18 protein-coding genes and 1 tRNA gene are annotated in these 20,987 nt (G+C 69.9%); 13 read left to right on the forward strand and 6 right to left on the reverse strand.

Features of this window, described 5'->3' with window-relative positions; translation table 11 throughout:
• Positions 1-930 (forward strand): hypothetical protein (locus VGO20_RS06260; RefSeq protein WP_327501447.1); only part of this gene is annotated, 930 nt, incomplete at its 5' end.
• Between the two features lie 237 nt (positions 931-1,167).
• Here VGO20_RS06260 and VGO20_RS06265 read toward each other — a convergent pair.
• Positions 1,168-1,242: transfer RNA gene (locus VGO20_RS06265), tRNA-Val, on the reverse strand.
• 224 nt (positions 1,243-1,466) lie between these two features.
• Between VGO20_RS06265 and VGO20_RS06270 the strand changes: the two genes are divergently transcribed.
• From VGO20_RS06270 to VGO20_RS06300, 7 genes are all read left to right on the forward strand, one after another.
• Positions 1,467-2,345 carry an N-formylglutamate amidohydrolase gene (locus VGO20_RS06270; RefSeq protein WP_327501448.1) on the forward strand — a complete coding sequence of 293 codons (879 nt, stop codon included), beginning with the start codon at positions 1,467-1,469 and terminating at the stop codon, positions 2,343-2,345.
• A 481-nt stretch (positions 2,346-2,826) separates the two neighbouring features.
• On the forward strand, positions 2,827-3,588 hold the full coding sequence (gene otsB / locus VGO20_RS06275; RefSeq protein ID WP_327501449.1) for a trehalose-phosphatase: 762 nt from the start codon (positions 2,827-2,829) through the stop codon (positions 3,586-3,588).
• A 4-nt stretch (positions 3,589-3,592) separates the two neighbouring features.
• A complete protein-coding gene (locus VGO20_RS06280; protein WP_327501450.1) occupies positions 3,593-5,377 on the forward strand; it encodes a glycoside hydrolase family 15 protein in 1,785 nt (594 codons plus the stop codon).
• Complete coding sequence (gene otsA, locus VGO20_RS06285) at positions 5,374-6,771, forward strand: alpha,alpha-trehalose-phosphate synthase (UDP-forming) (RefSeq protein WP_327501451.1); 1,398 nt, start codon at positions 5,374-5,376, stop codon at positions 6,769-6,771. Before VGO20_RS06280 ends, otsA begins: the two co-directional genes overlap by 4 nt.
• 25 nt (positions 6,772-6,796) lie before the next feature.
• A complete protein-coding gene (locus tag VGO20_RS06290; protein ID WP_327501452.1) occupies positions 6,797-7,762 on the forward strand; it encodes a glucokinase in 966 nt (321 codons plus the stop codon).
• A gap of 10 nt (positions 7,763-7,772) precedes the next feature.
• Positions 7,773-8,045 (forward strand): DUF4258 domain-containing protein, encoded by a 273-nt coding sequence (locus VGO20_RS06295; protein ID WP_327501453.1) that lies wholly within the window; start codon positions 7,773-7,775, stop codon positions 8,043-8,045.
• A complete protein-coding gene (locus tag VGO20_RS06300; protein ID WP_327501454.1) occupies positions 8,042-8,281 on the forward strand; it encodes a type II toxin-antitoxin system MqsA family antitoxin in 240 nt (79 codons plus the stop codon). The genes VGO20_RS06295 and VGO20_RS06300 overlap by 4 nt, the downstream gene beginning before the upstream one ends.
• 10 nt (positions 8,282-8,291) lie before the next feature.
• Here VGO20_RS06300 and VGO20_RS06305 read toward each other — a convergent pair whose 3' ends face one another.
• A complete protein-coding gene (locus tag VGO20_RS06305) occupies positions 8,292-8,786 on the reverse strand; it encodes a hypothetical protein (protein WP_327501455.1) in 495 nt (164 codons plus the stop codon).
• Between the two features lie 162 nt (positions 8,787-8,948).
• Between VGO20_RS06305 and VGO20_RS06310 the strand changes: the two genes are divergently transcribed.
• Positions 8,949-10,115, forward strand: a complete 1,167-nt coding sequence (locus VGO20_RS06310; RefSeq protein WP_327501456.1) for an aminotransferase class V-fold PLP-dependent enzyme — start codon at positions 8,949-8,951, stop codon at positions 10,113-10,115.
• Here VGO20_RS06310 and VGO20_RS06315 read toward each other — a convergent pair.
• Complete coding sequence (locus VGO20_RS06315; RefSeq protein WP_327501457.1) at positions 10,099-10,980, reverse strand: HTD2 family dehydratase; 882 nt, start codon at positions 10,978-10,980, stop codon at positions 10,099-10,101. The two genes, VGO20_RS06310 and VGO20_RS06315, sit on opposite strands and share 17 nt — an antisense overlap.
• A 110-nt stretch (positions 10,981-11,090) precedes the next feature.
• Between VGO20_RS06315 and VGO20_RS06320 the strand changes: the two genes are divergently transcribed.
• From VGO20_RS06320 to VGO20_RS06330, 3 genes are all read left to right on the forward strand, one after another.
• Complete coding sequence (locus tag VGO20_RS06320; protein ID WP_327501458.1) at positions 11,091-11,678, forward strand: uracil-DNA glycosylase; 588 nt, start codon at positions 11,091-11,093, stop codon at positions 11,676-11,678.
• 159 nt (positions 11,679-11,837) lie between these two features.
• Entirely contained in the window at positions 11,838-13,427 is a 1,590-nt protein-coding gene (locus tag VGO20_RS06325; protein WP_327501459.1) for a sensor histidine kinase, read from the forward strand.
• Complete coding sequence (locus VGO20_RS06330) at positions 13,428-15,272, forward strand: chloride channel protein (RefSeq protein WP_327501460.1); 1,845 nt, start codon at positions 13,428-13,430, stop codon at positions 15,270-15,272.
• Between the two features lie 206 nt (positions 15,273-15,478).
• Here the strand turns inward: VGO20_RS06330 and ade are convergent, their stop codons facing one another.
• From ade to dgcN, 3 genes are all read right to left on the reverse strand, one after another.
• On the reverse strand, positions 15,479-17,179 hold the full coding sequence (gene ade / locus VGO20_RS06335) for an adenine deaminase (protein ID WP_327501461.1): 1,701 nt from the start codon (positions 17,177-17,179) through the stop codon (positions 15,479-15,481).
• A gap of 67 nt (positions 17,180-17,246) precedes the next feature.
• Entirely contained in the window at positions 17,247-18,248 is a 1,002-nt protein-coding gene (dgcA, locus tag VGO20_RS06340; protein WP_327501462.1) for an N-acetyl-D-Glu racemase DgcA, read from the reverse strand.
• Between the two features lie 7 nt (positions 18,249-18,255).
• Complete coding sequence (gene dgcN / locus VGO20_RS06345; RefSeq protein WP_327501463.1) at positions 18,256-19,254, reverse strand: N-acetyltransferase DgcN; 999 nt, start codon at positions 19,252-19,254, stop codon at positions 18,256-18,258.
• A gap of 838 nt (positions 19,255-20,092) precedes the next feature.
• Here dgcN and VGO20_RS06350 point away from each other — a divergent pair.
• Entirely contained in the window at positions 20,093-20,800 is a 708-nt protein-coding gene (locus tag VGO20_RS06350) for a LysE family translocator (protein WP_327501464.1), read from the forward strand.
• Positions 20,801-20,987: the final 187 nt, after the last annotated feature.

Raw genomic sequence — 20,987 nt, forward strand, 5'->3', positions numbered from 1 at the left:
GCCTGGGGTGTCGAGCGTTTCGAGATCCGCTCCACCCGTGACGGCGTCATCAAGGTCGTCCTGGGATCGGTTCCGGGATGGCTGTGGCGCCGCCTGATCCGTTTCGCCCAGAGCCACGACTGCAGCGGGAACCCACCGGAGCGGCTCTCCTTCGACGCCGCGAGCGGCAGTTTGAAGCCCTACACACCCGAGATCGGCCCGACCCTGGACAGCGGCTATCACGCGTTCATCAGCGCAGACGAAATCGATCACGATGCTTCCTCCGTCGACCTGATCTGGGATCTCATAGGCGTCGAGGACGGAACCCCATTCTCTTCCCGCGGCCTCTGGACCTGCGGGATGACTTTCAACTGGCTGCGGGACGAATTGATGCGCGCAGCGCTACCGGGCCGACAGCGCCGCTGGTGGCAGTTTCACGCACCTCGGGAGGGCATCGACATGTCGGACCTGCTGACCGACCGCAGGTCTCCGGACCTGCGCGCTCTCCTCCACATCACGGACCTGGACGAGTTCAAGATTCTGATCGACGAAATCCAAAACCTCCTGAACCGGGCTTCCCTCAACAATCCGGTACTTTTCCCGGCCACGGACTACCGACGGGTTTTGAGTGTCATCGCGGACGCCACTGAGAATCTGAGGCCGGCACATGTGGGTTACGCCGCTTCAAGGACCGAGGTCGAAGTGGACGATCCAACAAACCCCGATACACTGACCGAGGCCATTGAAGGCAAGCCGGGGCAACTGGATGACGATCCCGTTACCTGCCGCGCCATTGACCTCGCTCTCTGCGCCTTATCGGACGTGATCCTCCAGGCGACGGTGGCGCCGCCGGCTACGATAGCCGAACGCCTGCGTACAGCGCTCACTCCACTCCTGCCTCGGTTCGAGGAGATCCAGTTCGTACTTCGTCACATGCCTGGGAAGCACTGATGGCAGGAGTGATCAACGAGCCCATCTGGTGTTCCTTGGCCAGCAGCCCCGACGCAAGCATTATCGCCCCCACCTGCCCAACGCTTTATCGCCCTATATCCACATCAGTCACGGCAATGACCCCAAAGCCGACACCGGGGCATGTGACGAACCGACCCGCTGGTTGCTAGCCCGACCAGATCCCGGCCCGGGCGCATTGCCCGTTGGCCGTAAACCACTGATATCTCTGGGAAAGGATGGTGGGCGCGACTGGGATTGAACCAGTGACCCCTACGATGTCAACGTAGTGCTCTCCCGCTGAGCTACGCGCCCATCCTTACTTCCGCGGGGCTTGCCTTGGCATCGCCCCGCCGCGGTGGATGCGGGGTTTACCATTGCCCGCCGGGGGCCGCAACAGCAAATTTCGACCCCGCGCCGAATTTTCCGGCAGCCCACCGGCGCACCGGCGCGTTCCACAGTTCTGCCGCGATCTCTCTGCATGGTCGCCCGCCGGATGGGCTGACAGCCGGCTCGCGCTCCGCTAAACCAGACCGGTCATGACGCATCACGCCGCAGCCGCAAACGCAGACGGGAACGACGAGGTCTACGAGATCCTCCGTCCGGCCGAACAGTCGCTCCCGCTCGTCCTCGCCTCGCCTCACAGCGGCACCCGCTACCCGCCCGACTTCCTGCAGGCGAGCCGGCTCGACGACCGGGCGCTGCGCAAGTCCGAAGACACCTATGTCGATGAGATCTTCGCCCAGGCGCCCGCCCTCGGCGCCCCGCTGCTGCGCGCCCTGTTCCCGCGCGCCTTCCTGGATGCCAACCGCGAGGCGTACGAGCTCGATCCCGCCATGTTCGCGGATCGTCTGCCGCCCTGGGCCAACACCCGCAGCCCCAGGGTCGCGGCGGGGCTCGGGACGATCGCGCGGGTCGTCGCCAGCGGCGAGGAGATCTACCGCGCCAAGCTCGACCTCGCCGACGCCTTCGCGCGCATCGACGGCTTCTACCACCCCTACCATGCGGCCCTGTCGGCGCTGATCGAGGACACCCGGCGCCGCTTCGGCTTCTGCATCCTGCTGGACTGCCATTCCATGCCCTCATCCAGCGGCCCGCCCGAGACCGGCGGCCGCCTGCACGTCGACTTCGTGCTCGGCGACTGCCATGGCAGCGCCTGCTCGCCCTTCCTGATCGACGCCGCCGACGACTACCTGCGCGGCCTGGGCTATCGCGTCAACCGCAATGCCCCCTACGCCGGCGGGTTCACGACGCGCCATTACGGCCAGCCGAAGACCGGGCGCCACGCGCTCCAGATCGAGATCAACCGGGCGCTCTACATGCATGAGGCGACCTACGAGCGCAAACCCCACCTGGAGGCGCTCGCCCGCCAGATGTCCGACCTGATAGCCCTGCTCGGCACGCTCGAACCGCGCTGATCCGCGCTGATCCGCGCGCAAAAAAAGGGGCCGGCACGAGGCCGGCCCGGAGTCTAGGGAGGAAACGCCCAAGAAGTGCGTTACGACACCGACCTTGTCGGAGACACCATCGATGTCGCACTGCACAATATGATCGCCGGACCGGGCCCTGGCAAGCGCAAAATCCAAAGACCTCAATCACAACAAATGCTTACAAACTCGGCAGCCGCGCCCACAAAACGTTCAGACCCGCAGGTTTTGCTGCACAGCAGCAGGACGGATGCACCTCAATGGAAATTAAATTTTCTCCGAAGGAGATATTAAGAAATAATTTTCCGCTACCACCCCGCAATCCGCGTGGAACATGGCCGGCATGCCCATGACGCAATGCAGCAATCCGGAGCGGGCCCGGTGCCGCAGCCGTTCTCGACGGGTCCCACCGTGCCGGGCCTTCGCGTAAAGTGTTGGTCCGTGAAGACGAGACAACCGGAACGGAGACGTCATGCCGCCGCCCGCCCCGCTCACCGATCTGCCGCTCGACCGCCGGTGGGCGCTGTTCCTGGATTTCGACGGCACACTGGTGGACATCGCCCCGCGCCCCGACGCTGTCCGGGTCGCCGACGGGCTGCCGGACCTGCTGGCGGAACTGGGCGCGCGGCTGGGCGGCGCGCTGGCGCTCGTCTCGGGGCGGCCGATCGCCGAGCTGGACCGGTTCCTGGCGCCGGCCCTGCTGCCGGCCGGGGGCCAGCACGGCCTGGAATGGCGCGACGCCGACGGCGCGCGCCACGAGGCGGAGATCGACCGCGCCGCGCTGGCGGAGATCCGCGCCGAGCTGGAGGCCTTCGTCGAGGATGCGCCGGGCACGCGGCTCGAAGCCAAAAGCATGAGCGTCGCCCTCCACTACCGGCAGGCCCCGGAGTTCGAGGCGGCCGCGCTGGAGGTGGTGGAGCGGCTCGCGACGCGCTACGCCGAGGGCTTCCACGTCCAGGGCGGCAAGATGGTGCTGGAGGTCAAGCCCCGCGGCGCCGACAAGGGCACGGTCGTCGAACGGTTCCTGGCCGCGCCGCCCTTCGCCGGCCGCGTCCCCGTCTATGTCGGCGACGACCTGACCGACGAGCACGGCTTCGTCGCGGTGGAAGGGCGCGGCGGCATCGCGATCCAGGTCGGCGCGCGCGAGCCGACGGTGGCGCGCTGGCGCACCCCCACGGTCGGGGACCTGCATCTCTGGCTCGGCAGCCTCGCCGCGCATCTGCGCGAGAGCTGACGCGATGGGCAACCTGGACCTCGCGCTGATCGGCAACTGCAGCTTCGCGGCCCTCATCGATCCCAAGGCGCGGATCTGCTGGACCTGCCTGCCCCGCTTCGACGGCGATCCGGTCTTCCACTCGCTGCTCGGCGGCGGGGACGAGGCGGAAACCGGCTTCTACGACGTGCGGATCGAGGACTTCGAGCGCGCGGAGCAGCGCTACGTCGACAACACCGCCGTGGTCGAGACCGTGCTGCACGACCGCCACGGCAACTCGGTCGCGATCCTCGACTTCGCGCCGCGCTACATCCACTACCGCCGGTCCTACCGCCCGACCACGATCGTGCGGGTGCTGCGCCCGCGCTCGGGCAGCCCGCGCATCCGCGTCCTGCTGCGGCCGCGCTTCGGCTGGGGCGCGATCGAGCCGCAGGTGACCCGCGGCAGCAACCACGTCCGCTGGGTCTCGCCGGAAATGGTGCTGCGCCTGACGACCGACGTCCCTATCGCCTACCTGCGCGAGGAGATCCCCTTCGTGCTGGAAGAACCGAGGACCCTGCTGCTCGGCCCGGACGAGCCGCTGCGCGACGCGGTCGGGGAGGAGGGCGAGCGCCTGCTCCGCCTCACGCTCGACTATTGGCGCGACTTCTCGCGCTACCTGGCACTGCCCTTCGAATGGCAGGACGCCGTGATCCGCGCCGCGATCACGCTGAAGCTCTGCACCTTCGAGGAGACGGGCGCGGTGATCGCGGCCGTCACGACCTCGATCCCCGAGGCGCCGGACACCCAGCGCAACTGGGACTACCGGTTCTGCTGGCTGCGCGACGCCTGGTTCGTGATCAACGCGCTGAACCGCCTCGGCGCGACGCGGACCATGGAGGACTATCTCGACTACATCATCAACATCGTGTCGGCCGCCCCGGACGGCTACCTGCAGCCCGTCTACGGCATCGCCCTGGAACGGCGCCTGCACGAGCGCGTGGTCGACACCCTGCCCGGCTACCGCGGCATGGGGCCGGTCCGCGCCGGCAACGACGCTTGGCGCCAGGTCCAGAACGACAGCTACGGCGCCGTCGTGCTCGCGGTGGCGCAGACCTTCTTCGACCACCGCCTCCAGCATCGCGGCGACGAGCGCCTGTTCGCGCGGCTCGAGCGCCTCGGCGAGCAGGCGGTCCGGCGCTACGCCGAGCCGGACGCCGGGCTGTGGGAGTTCCGCGGCATGGCGCGCCCGCACACCTTCTCCGCGGCGATGTGCTGGGCCGCCTGCGACCGCCTGGCCCGCATCGCCGCCGGCCTCGGCCTGGGCGAGCGCGGCCGCTACTGGGCCGGGCACGCGCGGCGCATCCACGGCGAGGTCCTGGAGCGCGCCTGGAACCCCGGGCTCGGCAGCTTCGTCAGCAGCCTGGACGGCGACGACGTCGACGCCAGCCTGCTCCTCCTCCAGACGCTGGGCTTCGTCGCCGCCGACGACCCCCGGTTCCACGGCACGATCGCGGCCGTCGAGCGCCGGCTGAAGCGCGGCGACCTGCTGTTCCGCTATGCCGAAACCGATGATTTCGGTATCCCGGAAACGGCATTTACCATATGTACCTTCTGGTACATAGAAGCGCTGGCCGCGGTGGGAAGACGCGACGAGGCCCGATCCCTGTTCGAGCGCATGCTCGCGCGCCGCAACCCGCTCGGCCTGCTCTCGGAGGACGTCGACCCGTCCTCCGGCTCCCTGTGGGGCAACTTCCCGCAGACTTATTCGATGGTTGGCCTGATCCACGCGGCGATGCGGCTGAGCACATCCTGGGAGGAGGCGTTTTGACGAGACTGGTCGTAGTGTCCAACCGCGTCGCACCGATCGACGAGGGCAAGCAGGCGGCGGGCGGCCTCGCGGTCGCAGTCCTCTCGGCCCTCAAGAAAAGCGGCGGGATCTGGTTCGGCTGGAGCGGTGAGGTCGTCGCGACCCCGCCCGGCGACCCCGAACTGACGGAAGCGGGCAGGCTGACCTACGCCACGCTCCACCTCACGCGCCGGGACTTCGAGGAGTACTACAACGGCTTCGCCAACTCGACCCTGTGGCCGCTGTTCCACTACCGCCTCGGCCTCACGAACTTCTCGCGCAGGACCTGCGAGGGCTACGAGCGCGTGAACGCCCTCTTCGCGCGCAAGCTGGCGCCGCTGCTGCATTCCGAGGACATGATCTGGGTCCACGACTACCACCTGATCCCGATGGCGGAGGAACTGCGCCTGATGGGCCACGGCCAGCGCATGGGCTTCTTCCTGCACACCCCCTTCCCGTCGCCCGAGATCCTGGTGGCGCTGCCGAACCATGGCAAGCTGATGCGCGGCCTGTGCGCCTACGACGTCGTCGGCTTCCACACCGAGGTCGACCTGCGCTGCTTCGCCAACTACATCCACTACGAGGCCGGCGGCCGGATCGAGGACCGCGGCCCCGGGCGCGGCATCATCGTCGAGGCCTACGGGCGCCGCCTGCTCGCCCGCGCCTTCCCGATCAGCATCGACACCGACAGCCTGACGGCGCTCGCCCAGTCGGCGGCGAACGCGCGCCAGACCGAGCGGCTGAGGGAAAGCCTGGTCGGGCGCGACCTGATCATCGGCGTCGACCGGCTCGACTATTCCAAGGGCCTGCCCCAGCGCTTCGAGGCGTTCCACTGCCTGCTGGAGACCTATCCCGCCAACCGCGGCCACGTCTCGTTCATGCAGATCGCGCCGCCGTCGCGCACCGACGTCCCGGAATACCAGGCGATCCGCAAGGAGCTGGAGGCGTCTTCCGGCCATACCAACGGCCGCTTCGCGGAGTTCGACTGGGTGCCGATCCGCTACCTCAACAAGAGCTTCACCCGCCGTACCCTGGCGGGGTTCTTCCGCGTCAGCCGGATCGGCCTCGTGACGCCCCTGCGCGACGGCATGAACCTCGTCGCCAAGGAATACGTTGCCTGCCAGGACCCGGAAGACCCCGGCGTGCTCGTGCTGTCGCGCTTCGCCGGCGCCGCGCAGGAACTGTCGGCCGCCCTGATCGTGAACCCGTACGACGTCGAGGGGGTCGCCGAGGCGCTGCAGCGCGGCCTGTCCATGCCGCTGGAGGAGCGCCGGGAGCGCTACCACGCCAACATGGAGGTGCTCAGGACGCACGACATCGCGAAATGGCGCGACGACTTCGTGGGCTCGCTGACCGCGGCGCCCTACGACGCTTGAGAACCGAAGCAGCGAGCGAGGGGACATGACCGGACCGGACGCGCTCGTCGCCGACATCGGCGCCACCAATGCCCGTTTCGGCCTGCTGGACCGGGACGGCACCGTGCTTCACCACCAGACCCTGGCCTGCGCGGACTACCGCAGCCTGGAGGACGCGGCCGAGGCCTATCTCGGCATGGCGGCGCCGGCGACGGCGCCGGCGCGCGCCGCGGTCGCCATCGCCGGGCCGGTGACCGGCGACGTCATCCGCATGACCAACCATCCCTGGGTCTTCTCGGTCGAGCGCGCGCGCGAGCGGCTCGGCTTGGACCGGCTCGTCGCGGTCAACGACTTCACCGCGGTCGCGATGGCGGTGCCCCTGCTCGCCCCGGCCGACCGGCTGCAGGTCGGCGACGGCGCCCCCGTCCCCGGCGAGGTGATCGGCGTGCTCGGCCCCGGTACCGGGCTCGGCGTGTCCGGCCTGGTGCCCGGGCGCAACGGCGGCTGGCGGGCGCTGTCGGGCGAGGGCGGGCACATCACCATGGCCCCGGTCTCCGACCGCGAGGGCGCCGTGCTCGCGCAGCTCCGCAAGCAGTACGACCACGTCTCGGCCGAGCGCATGCTGTCGGGCATGGGGCTGGTCAACCTCTACCGGGCGGTCTGCCTGCTCGACGGCCGCGAACCCGAGGACCTGCGCCCGCGCGACGTCACGGCGCAGGCGCAGGACGCCGGCAACCCGCATTGCGTCGAGGCGGTGGAGACGTTCTGCGCCATGCTCGGCACCGTGGCCGGCAACCTCGCCCTGACGCTGGGGGCGCGGGGCGGCGTCTTCGTGGCCGGCGGCATCGTGCCCCGCCTCGGCGGCACCTTCGTCCATTCGCGGTTCCGCAAGCGCTTCGTCGAGAAGGGCCGCATGCGCGACTACCTGGCGCCCATCCCGACATATGTCGTGACCCACGCGCTGCCCGCCTTCCTGGGGCTGAAGGGCGTCCTCGACCAGCCGGCGGACTGAGGGAGGCGGAATGACCGAAGAGACGCTGCATTTCCGGGTCCAGGCGCTGCGGCGCGTCGCCGAGCGCGGCGTCGCGACCGCCGCCATCCGGCAGATCCTCGCCGGCGGGGACGCCGTCGTCGCGTTCCCCGAGGAGGGTGAGCGCATCGTGCTCGGCTGGGCGGGCGGGTGCCCGCTGCACGTCCAGGCGGCCGACCAGGCCGGGGCCACGCTGGTGCTGTCGGTCTACGAGCCGCAGGCCCGGTCCTGGACCGGCGGCTTCCGCTGGAGGGCCGGGGGATGAACTGCGCGATCTGCCGCCTCGGCGAGACCGCGCCCGGCACGGCTACCGTGACCCTGGAGCAGGACGGGGCCATCCTCGTGGTCCGCGGGGTCCCGGCCGAGGTATGCGCGAACTGCGGCGAGGAATACATCGCCGAGCCGGTCGCCGCCCGCCTGCTGGACGCGGTCGCCCGCACGGCGCGGGACGGCGGCCGGTTCGCGCTCTCGGACTGGCGGGAGGAGGAACCGGGACCTTAGGTGCGGGAGGCTAGCGGCGCTCGACGCCCAGGCGTTCCCCCGGGCCGTCCGGCCGCTTGGCCCGCGCGGCGACCCGGCGCAGGCGGAGCATCAGCTGGTCGAGCTCGGCCCGGTCGACGCGCAGGTCGCCATGCACGAGGTGGACGGCGCTCGCGACCAGCGGCGGGACGTCGAGGCGCGCCAGGCGCTCGCAGCCCTGCACCGCCTCAGTCACGGCGCGGATCGCGGTCGCGACCGCCGCCGGGCTGGGCTTGGTCGAGACGGCGGCGAGCTGGAGCACGGCGTGGCAGCGCGCGGTGCCCTGGGGCGTTCCGGTCATCACCGGCTTGGCGCCTTCGCGGCGCTGGAGGTCGGCGAGCTCGCGCGCGGTGGCGAGGCCGTCGGCGCACAGCGTCGACAGTCGCCGGGACACCTCCCGGTCGCCGACCACCGCCGCGGCCGCTTCGCAGACGGCGGCGGTGTCGAGGACGAAGGAGATCAGGCGGTTCAGCACCCAGTGCGTCATGGTGCCCCGGTCGGGATGTGTCGGCGGTTTTTCAACGGAATTTCAACGCCGCGTTCGCCGCGAAGGTTCCTGCTCTCGGATGGGGAGGGGCCGTTTACCCGTTGTTGCCGGGACGGTCCTGGGCTATGTCCGGACCGTCGCCACAGCAGCCCCAGGTGGAGCATGACGATCGACGTCGCCCGAGCCCGGGCGGAGACCCCGGGAACCGCCCACGTGGCCCATTTCAACAATGCCGGGTCGAGCCTGCCGCCCTCGCCGGTGCTCGACGCCGTGCACGGCCATCTCGACCTCGAGGCCAGGATCGGCGGCTACGAGGCGGAGGCGGAGGCCGCTCCCCGGCTGGCGCGGACCCGCGCCGCGGTGGCCGAGATGCTGAACTGCGGCACCGACGAGGTGGCGCTGGTCGAGAACGCGACCGTCGGCTGGGACATGGCGTTCCATTCCCTCTCCTTCGGCCCCGGCGACCGCATCCTGACCAGCGTCTCGGAATACGCGAGCAACTACATCGCCTTCCTCCAGGTGGCGCGGCGCACCGGTGTCGTGGTCGAAGCGGTGCCCAACGACGCCGACGGCCAGCTCGACCCGGAGGCGCTGGAGCGCATGATCGACGGCCGGGTCCGGCTGATCGCCGTGACCCATGTCCCGACCAATGGCGGGCTCGTCAACCCCGCGCGCGAGATCGGCCGCGTCGCGCGCGCCCATGGCATCGTCTACCTGCTGGACGCCTGCCAGTCCGCGGGCCAGATGCCGCTCGACGTCGAGGAGATCGGCTGCGACCTGCTGTCGGCGACCGGACGCAAATACCTGCGCGGCCCGCGGGGCACCGGCTTCCTCTACGTCCGCCGCACGCTGCTCGACCGGCTGGAGCCGCCCTTCGTCGACCTGCACGCGGCGACCTGGGTCGCGCCCGACCGCTACGAGCTGCGCCCCGACGCCCGCCGCTTCGAGAACTGGGAGAGCAACGTCGCGGGCCTGGTCGGCCTCGGCGTCGCCGTGGACTACGCCCTGTCCTGGGGCCTGGACGCGATCCGCGACCGGGTCGTCCTGCTGGCCGAACACCTGCGCGGCCGCCTGGAAAGCGTGCCCGGCGTCGTCGTCCGCGACCTCGGCCGCGAGCGCTGCGGCATCGTCGGCTTCACGGCCGACGGCCGGCCCGCCGACGCGGTCAAGGCGGCGCTCGCCGCGCGCGGCATCAACGTCTCGATCTCGACCGCGGGCAGCACGCGCCTCGACATGGAGGCGCGCGGCCTGGACGAGCTCGTGCGCGCCTCGGTCCACTACTACAACACCGAGGAGGAGATCGAGCGCCTGGTCAGCGCTCTCCGGTAGGTCGCGGACGCAGCTCCGCGCTTGCCGTCATCGCGAGCGCGCCGTCCGGGCCGGCGGCCCACAGCTCCACCCGCCCGTCCGGGCCGGGGCGCCCCGCGAGCGTGAAGGGCGCGGTGTCGAACAGCGTGCCGACCGAGCGGAACTCGAACCTAGCCAGGGTGCCGCCGGCGTGCTGGCGCGCCAGGTCGAGCAGCAGGGTCGCCAGCAGCGGGCCGTGCACGACCAGGCCGGGATAGCCCTCGACCCCGGTCGCGTAGGTGCGGTCGTAGTGGATGCGGTGGCCGTTGAAGGTCAGCGCCGAGTAGCGGAACAGCAGCACCGGGTCCGGCGTCACCGTCCGCGACCAGGCGGCTCCCTCCGGCGCCGGCCTCGGCTGCGGCCCGGCCTCGCCCGGTGCGCGATCGCCCCGGTAGACGATGTCGTGCTCCTCGACCAGGGCCGGGCCGTCGCCGGTCGACACCGTGTGGCGCACCGTCACGAAGACGAGCGGGCCGGTGCGTCCGTCGCGAAGGCGGATGTCGGCGACCTCCGACACGCGCTCGGCCTCCTCGCCGATCCGCAGCGGCCGCTCGAAGGACAGCCGCCCGCCGGCCCACATGCGCCGCGGCAGCGGCACGGGCGGCAGGAAGCCGCCGCGCCGGGGATGGCCGTCGCGCCCGAGCTCGCCGGCCGGGGCCGCGGTCAGGAAGCAGGCCCAGTGCCAGCCCTCCGGCAGCGCCTCGCCCGGACCGGGCGCCGCGCGCTCCCAGCCGAGCGTCGCCGCCAGTGCCTGTGCCGCCCAGGGCCCGATCGTGTCGGCGCGCCGCTCCGTGCGCCCGAGCCAGCCCCGCAGATGATCGAGGTCGATGCCGTCCGCCCGCTCCATGCCGCCCTCTGCGCCCCGGTGACCGGCCCCCACTCTGCCGGCCGGACGGAAGGGAGCGCAACCCGGCTTTGCGCTGTTTGCGACGGAACCACTCAAGGGAGCCGCGCGCCATGCTGCCCTTCGTCGACTACGAGCTTCCGACCGAACCGCCGCCGGGCCCGCCGATCGCGATCGTCGGCGAGGCGCCGGGCAGCGACGAGGTGCGCCAGGGCCGGCCCTTCGCCGGGCGCAGCGGCAAGCTGCTGGACGAGACGCTGCGGACCGCCGGGCTGGACCGCCGTACCTGCCTCGTCGCGAACACCTTCCGCTTCCAGCCGCCCGGCAACAAGGTCGCCCATTTCTTCGCGAGCCGGGGCCGCGCCCGCAAGGAGGGGGTCGGGATCGTCGAGGACTGGGGGCCGTTCGGCAGCTCGGACTACGTCCGGGCCGAGTTCGCGCCGGACCTGGACCATCTGCGCGATACGCTGCGCAGGCTTGCCCCCGCGGTGGTGCTGGCCCTCGGCCGCACCCCGACCTGGGCGCTGACGGGGCGCAACGGCATTCTCGGCCTGCGCGGCCAGGTACTGGAGTGCCGCATGGTCCCGGGGGCCAAGGTGGTGCCGACCTTCCATCCCTCCTACGTCCTGCGCGGACAGCTGCGCGACGAGCCCCTGTTCCTGGCCGATGTCCGCCTCGCGATGGCCGAGGCCGGCCGGTAGGGCGCTTCTCCTTCGCGCATTTCGGCACCGGTCCGGGAACCTTCCGCCGGTCGGACGGTATTCGCTGGAGCGGCGCGACCGCCGACGCGGCCGGCCGGCTCCCCGCCCATTGCGGCATTCGTGCCCGACCAGCGGATCGCCGCCCCGTCACGAGGTGCCATGCATCGCTTGCGTCGTCTGGAAATCCTTTTCCTGCTGGGGGCCATCCTGTTCGTGGTCGCCGTCGTCGGGATCCGACTGTTCTTCCTCTGGCGCGACCACGGCGAGGCGATGGAGAGCGCGCGGGAGACCGTCGCCGACGTGGCCTCGGTCCTCGAGCAGTATGCCGTGCGCACGCTGGAGGTCAGCGACATCACGACCCGGATGGTCAACCTCCACATCGGGAACGAAGGCGGCATCCTGGCGCTCGCCGACCGGTACCGGACACACCGGTTCCTCGACGAGATCGCGGACAAGCTGCCGGCGAACGGGATCATCTGGATCGTCGACCGGTTCGGGCGCCTGGTCGCGGCCTCCGACCGGTATCCCGGCCTCGAGGTCGAGGTGACGGAGTACCCGTGGTGGCGGGCGCATGCGCTCGGCGGGGAGCAGACCTATGTCGGGCGGGCGGCGCCCATGCCCGCGGACGGGGAGATCCGCTTCACCTTCAGCCGGAAGGTGCCCGACGAGCAGGGGGAGTTCCACGGCGTCATCCTGATCTTCTTCGAGCCGGACCTGGTCCAGGGCCGGTTCTTCTCGGACGAGCTGGCCGGGAACGCCATCACCGGCATGTATCTCAGGAACGGCCACATCGTCGCCCGCAGCCCGCTGAGGGAGGACCAGGTCGGCCGCGAGCTGTCCCGCGCGCCCCTGTTCTCCGCGATCGGGCGGTCCGCGGGCACGTACAGGGCGGAGTCCGCCGTCGACGGGGTCGACCGGCTCGTCTCCTTCCGCCGCCTGGACGAATGGCCGGTCGTCGTGGCGGCCGGCGTCCCCGTGCGCGACGTGCTGTCCCGATGGCGCTCGGAAGCCTGGCTCAGCGCGGTTCCCCTCTCCGTCGCCCTCCTGGCGTTCGCGGTGCTGACCTGGGTCGCGCTTCGGTCCGGCCGGCGGGAAAGGGCGAAATACGTGGCCCTCCAGAGCGCCAAGCACGAGCTGGAACAAGCGCTCGCCGACAGGCAGATCCTGTTCCAGGAGGTCCATCACCGGGTGAAGAACAACCTCCAGGTCACGTCCAGCCTGCTTCAGATGCAGGCCGCCAGGTTCGAGGACCCCGCGGTCCGTTCCGCCTTCCGCGAGACCCAGGACCGGCTGCGCTCGATAGGCCTGATCCACGAGACCCTCTACCAGGCGAACAAGGCAACGAACGTCGAGCTGTCGTCCTACCTCCAGCGTCTCGTCGAGGGGCTGAGCGCAACCTACGGCGCCGCCGACAGGGGGATAGACGTCCAGACGGACTTCGCTCCCGTCACCGTCAAGCTGGACGAGGCCGTCCCCCTCGCGCTCCTGGTGAACGAGGTGCTGACGAACGCGTTCAAGCATGCGTTCCCGGCGGGCCGGCGGGGAACGGTCAAGGTGTCGGCCCGCCGCGCCGGCGGCAACCTCCACGTGACGGTGCGCGACGACGGCCCCGGCATGCCCGAGAGCACGAAGAAGAACTCGCTGGGCCTGGGCCTGATAGACGCGCTGGTCCAGCAGCTCGACGGGCGCTACCGGTTCGAGACGCGCGACGGGACGATGTTCCACCTGGAAGTACCGGGAAGGCAGTGAATGGACGCCGTCGCGAAACGGGACGCCGGGAGTGGAGAGGCGCGCGGGCGCGCCGTCCTCCGGCGGATGCGGGCCCGCAACAGCGAGCTGGTCCTCCTGGTCGTCGCCGCCCTGGTCGGCGGCGGCGCGGGCCTCGTCGTGTCGGTGCTGGACGACCTGCTCCGCCTGTTCCAGGCGGCGGCTTTCGGCCTCGGTACGGGCGAGCATCTGAGCGGCAACCGCTCGCTCGACCCGATGCGGGCCCTGGTCGTCCTCGGCCTCGGCGGGCTGGCCGTGGGCCTGGCGCTGCGCTGGGTGCGCCGGTTGCGTCCGCGCGACGTCGTCGACCCGGTCGAGGCGAACGCCCTCTATGGCGGCCGCATGTCCCTGGTCGACAGCCTCCGGCTGGCGGCTGCGACGTTCCTCTCCGCGGGGTGCGGCGCCTCGGTGGGGATGGAGGCCGCCTACGGCCAGCTCGGCTCCTGCCTCGGGTCCAAGACCGGCCAGTTCCTCCGGCTGCGCCGCAAGGACCTGCGGCTCCTGGTCGGCTGCGGCGCCGGCGCCTCCCTCGCCGCCGCCTTCAACGCCCCCTTTGCCGGGGCCTTCTACGCCTTCGAGCTGGTCATCGGCAGCTACGCGCCGGCCGTCCTCGCGCCGGTGATGGTGGCGGTCCTCGCCGGCACCTTCGCGGCCCGCGGCACCCTCGGGGCGACCCCGCTGTTCTCGGCCAGCGGCGACGTCCATCTCGCCGTCTCCGACTTCGGGCTGTTCGCCGTGCTCGGCCTCGCCGCCGCCCTCGTGGGGGTGCTGACGATGCGCCTGGTGCCGGCGATCGAACGGCGCTCGAAGCGCGTCCTGCCCGCGGACTGGATGCGGCCGGCCGCCGGGGGCCTGCTGGTCGGCCTGATCGCCTGGGAGTTCCCGGAGGTGCTGGGCAGCGGCCAGGGCGCGATCCAGGATATCCTCGACACCGGTCTCGATACCGGCCTGGACGCCGGCCACGGCGCCGGACTGCCGCTCGCCCTGCTGGCGGGCATGCTGGCGGCCAAGGCCGCGGCCTCCGCGATCTCCGTCGGCATGGGCTTTCGCGGCGGCCTCTTCAGCTCGTCCCTGCTGCTGGGCGCGTTGCTGGGCACCGCCTTCGTCGCCGTCGTCCAGGCGCTGGCCCCGGGCCTCGGGATCGACCGCGTCTCCTACACCCTGGTCGGCATGGGCGCGGTCGGCGCGGCCATCGTCGGCGCCCCGGTCACGATGATCCTGCTGGTCCTCGAGCTGACGGCCGATTTCCCGGTCACGGCCGGCACCATGATCGCCGTGGTGATCGCCTCGTCCGTGGTGAACCAGGCCTTCGGCTACAGCTTCTCGACCTGGCGCTTCCACCTGCGCGGGGTCCCCATCCGCAGCGCCCATGACGTCGGCTGGCTGCGCGACCTGTCGGTGGGGCGGCTGATGCGCGAGGACCCGCAGACCGCGGAGTGCGACACTCCCGTGGGCGAGCTCCGGCGCCGGTTCCCGCTCGGCTCGACCAAGCAGGTCTTCCTGGTCGACCGGTCCGGGCACTATGCCGGCATCCTCGCCCTCGCGAGGATCCACGACCCCGACCTGGACCAGAAGGACGGCTCGGTCCGCGCGCAGGACCTCTGCCAGGACGCGTCCTCGTTCCTCACGCCCGACCAGAACGTCCGGGCCGCCCTCGGCCTGTTCGCCGCGAGCGAGACGGAAGCCCTGCCCGTCCTGGCCGGCCCGAAGGACCGCCGCATCCTCGGCTATCTCACCGAGGCCTACGCGCTGCGCCGCTACAGCGACGAGCTGGAACGCGCCCGGAGCATGGAGTTGGGCGACAGCCCCCTGTTCGGCCCCTCCTAGAGCCATTCCGGATGAACCGGAAAGGCTCGGGGATTTCGTGTTCCTCAAGCGCCGGCGCCGCATCCGCGGCTTTGCTTCCGCCCCTGACGGGGCGGGGGGGCGGTCGCGCCCCTGAAGCGTTCCCGCAGAACCGGAAACTCTCGGGAATTCGTGTTCCTCAAGCGCCGGCCCCGCATCCGCGGCTTTGCTTTCGCCCCTGGCGGGGCTCAGGCCGCGATCAGCTCGAAGCGGTCGACGTCGACGAGGCCGAGATCGGTGATCTTCAGGTGCGGGATCACCGGCAGCGGCAGGAAGGCGAGCTGGAGGAACGGCTCCGCGAGCGTGCAGCCCATGCCCCGCACCGCGGCGCGCAGGCCGGAGAGCGCGTGCTCCACCTCCTCGAACGCGCGGTCGCTGATCAGGCCGGCGACCGGCAGCGGCAGCTCGGCGACCACCACCCCGTCGCGCACGGCGACGAAGCCGCCCTGCAGCTCGATCAGCCGGTTGACCGCGACCGCCATGTCGGCGTCGGAGGCGCCGACCACGGCGACGTTGTGGCTGTCGTGGCCGACGCTCGACGCGAGCGCGCCCGAGCGCAGGCCGAAGCCGCGCACGAAGCCCCGGCCGACATTGCGGTTGATGCCGTGGCGCGCCAGCACGCAGACCTTCAGCACGTCGGCCTCGGGGTCGGGCAGCCGCTCGCCGTTCCGGTACGGCAACGACATCGTCAGGTGCTCGGTCAGGATCTTGCCGGGCAGGATGCCGATCACCGGCCCGCCTGGCCCCGCGGCCGGCACGCGGAAGACCTCCGCCCCGACGGGCTCCAGCTTCACCGAGCCCAGGCCCACCGGCCGCACCGTGGGCCGGCCGGCGAAGGTTTCCGGCCCGACCCGGCGGCCGTTGCGGATCACGCCTGCGACGCGGCAGTCCTCCAGATCCTCCAGCAGGACGATGTCGGCCCGGTAGCCCGGCGCGAGCAGGCCGCGGTCGTTCAGGCCGAAGCCGCGCGCCGCCGACCAGGTCGCGGCCCGGTAGACGGCGTCCACCGGCGCGCCGAGCGCGATCGAGCGCCGGATCAGGTGGTCGAGATGCCCTTCCTCGGCGATGTCCAGGGGATTGCGGTCGTCGGTGCAGAAGCCCAGGAACGGCGCGGTGACCGCGTCGATCACCGGGGCCAGCGCCTGCACGTCCTTCGACACGCTGCCGTCCCGGATCAGCACCTGCATGCCCTTGCGCAGCTTCTCGCGCGCCTCCTCGATCGAGGTCGTCTCATGGCAGTTGCGGATGCCGCAGGAGAGATAGGCGTTCAGCTCGCGCCCGGTCACCAGCGGGCTGTGCCCGTCGATGTGGCGGCCCTGGAAGGCCGCGAGCTTGTCCAGCACTTCCGGGTCCTTGGCCAGCACGCCGGGGAAGTTCATGAACTCCGCGAGGCCGAGCGTGCGGGGATGGTCGCGGTAGCGGTGCAGGTCCGCGGCGTCGAGCCGCGCGCCCGAGGTCTCCAGCCCGGTCGCGGGGACGCAGGAGGAGAGCTGCACGCGCAGGTCCATCGCCAGGTTGCCGGACGCCTCCAGGAAATAGTCGAGCCCGGCCGTGCCCAGCACGTTGCAGATCTCGTGCGGGTCGCAGATCGCGGTCGTCGTGCCGCGCGGCAGCACGCAGCGGTCGAACTCCTCGGGCGTGACCAGCGTGCTCTCGCAGTGGACATGGGTGTCCACGAAGCCCGGCACCGCGATCAGCCCATGGGCGTCCACGACCGTTTCGCCATCGTAATCGTCGTAGGTGCCGACGATCCGGTCGCCGCAGACGGCGATGTCGCTCTTCGCCAGCTCGCCCGTCGCGACGTTCAGGAAACGTCCGCCCTTGACGACGAGATCGGCCCTGGTCCGCCCCAGGGCCTGATCGATCCGCCGTTCCAGCTCTTCGCGCATCGAAGCCAACCGTCCCTCCGCCGCTTCCCGGGGAAAGCGTCCAGGGTAGCAGCCCCCGGGCGCGGTTTCACCCCCACAGGTCCGGCTCGGGCGGATACAGGGTGGCACCCTCGTAGCGCAGGGCGGGCGTCCTGTCCTGCGCCAGCAGCAGCGGCGCGTCCAGGTCGACGAAGCGCGCGCCCTGGGCGAGGAACATCGCCGGCGCCATGGCGAGAGAGGAGCCGACCATGCAGCCGATCATCAGCTCGAAGCCCGCGGCCAGCGCCTCGCGCCTGAGGTCCAGCGCCTCGGTCAGGCCGCCGGTCTTGTCGAGCTTGATGTTGATCACCTGGTACTTGCCCCGGACGCGCTCGAGGCCGGCCCGGTCGTGGCAGGACTCGTCCGCCCCGATCGGCACCGGCGAGCGGAAGCCCAGCAGCCCGTCGTCGTCCTTCTCGTGGAAGGGCTGCTCGATCATCTCGACGCCGAGATCGGCGAAAGCCGGGGCGAACGCCTCCAGATGCGCCCGCGTCCAGGCCTCGTTCGCATCGGCGATCAGCCGGGTCGAGGGAGCGGCCGCGCGCACCGCGTGCATGCGCTCCAGGTCGCCCTCGCCGCTCAGCTTCACCTTGAGCAGCGGCTTGCCGGCCGCGGCGCGCGTCGCCTCGGCCATCGCCTCGGGCGTGTCGACGCTGATCGTGTAGGCGGTGACGACCGGCTCGGGCGGCGCGTCCAGCCCGGCGAGCTGCCAGACCGGCACGCCGGTCAGCTTCGCCTCCAGGTCCCACAGCGCGCAGTCCACGGCGTTGCGCGCGGCTCCCGGCGGTATCGCCCGGCGCAACGCCTCGCGGTCCAGCCCGGCGGCGACCGCGTCCGCCATGGCGGCGATGTCGGCCATCACCTGCTCGACGCTCTCGCCGTAGCGCGGATAGGGCACGCATTCGCCCCGGCCGGTCACCGACCCGTCGGCGATCTCCGCCACGACGGTGTTCGCGACGGTGCGCGCCCCGCGCGAGATGCGGAAGACGCCGCGGATCGGGAAGGACTCGTGCCGGACGGCCAGCGTCCGTTTCGCCTCCGGAATGGTCATGGCCGGCTCAGCGCAGGATGTCGACGATCGGGCCGACGCCGGTGCGTACCGGGTCGACGCAGGGCATCGAGAACTCGTCGGACACCCGTTTCATCATGTCGAGCGCGCCGGCCTCGTCGAGGGCGGAGGTGTTGAAGGCGAAGCCGATCACCCTGGCCGCGGGGTTGGTCAGGCGGGCGGCCCGTTCGTGCGCCTCGATGCAGGTCCGCAGGTCGGGGACCTTGCGGTTGGGCAGGCCGCGCATGTGGGGGCGCATGGGCTCGTGGCACATCACCATCGCGTCGGGCTGGCTGCCGTGGACGAGGCCGAGCGTGACGCCGCCATAGCTGGGGTGCAGCACCGAGGCCTGCCCCTCGACGACGTCCCAGTGGTCGGGATCGTTGGCGGGGCAGAGATACTCGACCGCTCCCGAAATGAAGTCCGAGACGACGGCGTCGATCGCCACGCCGTCGCCCGCGATCAGGATGCCGGTCTGGCCGGTGGCGCGGAAATCGGCCTTCATGCCGCGCGCGCGCATCTCCTTCTCGATCGCGAGCGCCGTGAACATCTTGCCGATCGAGCAGTCGGTGCCGACGGCCAGCAGGCGCTTGCCCGGCCGCTTCTCGCCGGTGCCGATCTCGAAGCTGCGGGTGGGATGCCGGACGTCGGAGATGCGCCGCCCCAGCGCCCGTGCCTTGTCGCGCACGGCGGGGATGTCGGCGACCTTGCCGTGCAGGCCGCTGGCGACGTCCATGCCGAGGTCGAGCGCCGCCAGGATCGTCTCGATCCAGGCCTCGGAGATCCGCCCGCCGCGGTTGGCGACGCCGATGATCAGCGTCTTCGCCCCAGCCGCGGCCGCCTCCTCCAGCGTCCGGTCGGGCAGGCCGACATCGGCCACGCAGCCCGGCAGGCGGAACTGGCCGACGCACCACTCGCGCCGCCAGCGCGCGACCCCGTCCGCGACCTTCGCGGCCAACTGGTCCGGCGCGTCGCCGAGGAAGAGCAGGTAGGGATGCGCGATCGACAAGGCCGTCTCCGTGGGTTCGGGGTCTCTCGCGCGCAGTCTAGTCATTTGCCGGGCGCGCGCCAGGGGTTGCTCACGACCGTTTCCGGAAAACGAGCCCGTAACCTACCGGTGGCGACCCTTCGAACATTGGCTCGGACGGCAGGCAACGTGACGACGATGTGCTCGCAGTCGGCGGGATACGCGCAGCGCGGCGCGCATCCGCAATTTTAAGTAAACACAAAGCGCCATCAACATTTCCGACAAGAAAGCTACATGCGACGGCAGTAAATATTCTTGACGGACGGCGAAATGTCCCGCCAGATGTCGCAATAGCGGATGCACTCTCTTCCCGAACCTGCATGCCGCTGCATCAACGGGCAACCGCCATAGTCCTGGCGCAGGGTGCACGAATGAGCCAGTTTCGAACCTGCTTGCCTAACATGGTACCCGCATGTCTCGCGCCCGCTTCTCCACGATCGCATCCAGATCATCGCGCACCTCAGAACACCTGTTGTGGCGATCAAAGGCCGTTCTAAAATGACAGCTGCTTCAATCACCGCTCAGCCGAACTTTCAGGCATTTCAAAAAATCATGAATAATACTGAGAACTACCGGATCTGAGGCGGAAATAATATTGGGAAACCCTACCCCCGACATTGCCTTCGCCTCTTACCCGGCCGGTGCGGACTTCTGGTCGGGGCGCTTCGAAGACCCCCTCGGTTATCGAGAGCTTTCGACTTACGATATGCTGGGCTCACCTTCTCCGAGCCGGCAATCGAAAATCGACACGATGTCTCCGCTCTCCACCACTCTCGAAAAGGACGCACGAATCAAGTAATTTCAAATAACGAGCTTTGATGTGAACTGGAATTCACCCAAGAAAATTTCGTTTTTCGCGCTTCCTGCTTCTCCAACGGGCAAACCCATCATGACCTTCAGCCTCTGGTCCATCTTTGCCGCATCCTATCTCGTCACGACGCTCTCGCCGGGTCCGAACGTACTCCTGGTGCTCAACCAAGCGCTAAAATACGGCTGGAGAAGCATCTACGTGACGATCCTCGGCAATCTTTTTTGCCAGCTTCTCATCATTGCAGCGATTGCCTTGGGCATCGGAGCGCTCGTTGCAAGGAATCCCTACCTTTACGAGATCATGAAAATGATCGGGGGCACCTACCTGATATACTATGGGATGCGCATTCTCTATCGGCTCGTGCGCGGCGAAAACGGAAATTTGCCGTTGCCCCTCGACGGAACACAAGTACGCGAGCAGCAAACTTTCGTCGCCGGCTTTCGGGAAGCTTTTTTTGTTTCGGCCAGCAATCCCAAGACTGTCATCTTCCTCTCGGCTTTCCTTCCGCAGTTCGTTGACAGTCAACGCTCCATCCCGCTGCAGTTTGCCATCATGTTCGTGACTATCGCCCTGATCGTAGCGAGCATACATACCCTCTATGCGCTTTCCGCGTCGGAGCTGAAGAGACGCATCGTCAATCGGCGCACGAACCAAGCTCTCTCCGTCGTCACGGGTGCGCTCTTTGCCGTTCTGGGCATCGGCATCGTCGTCAGCTAAAAATCATGAACGAAATGCACGCGTCTTCCGCCTCCCATGGCAGCGGACAAGTACCGAAGATCCGGGTTGACGGCGCTGCTGATCGTCGCCGCCGGGCTCGTATCAATCCACCTGGGGTACTTTACAGGTATAATATCCCGCCCGGCTCATCCGTTGAGCAGCTGACATGTGACCCCCATCGAGAGGA

Source organism: Arenibaculum sp. (genome assembly GCF_035998295.1).
Taxonomy (GTDB): domain Bacteria; phylum Pseudomonadota; class Alphaproteobacteria; order Azospirillales; family Azospirillaceae; genus DASYHS01.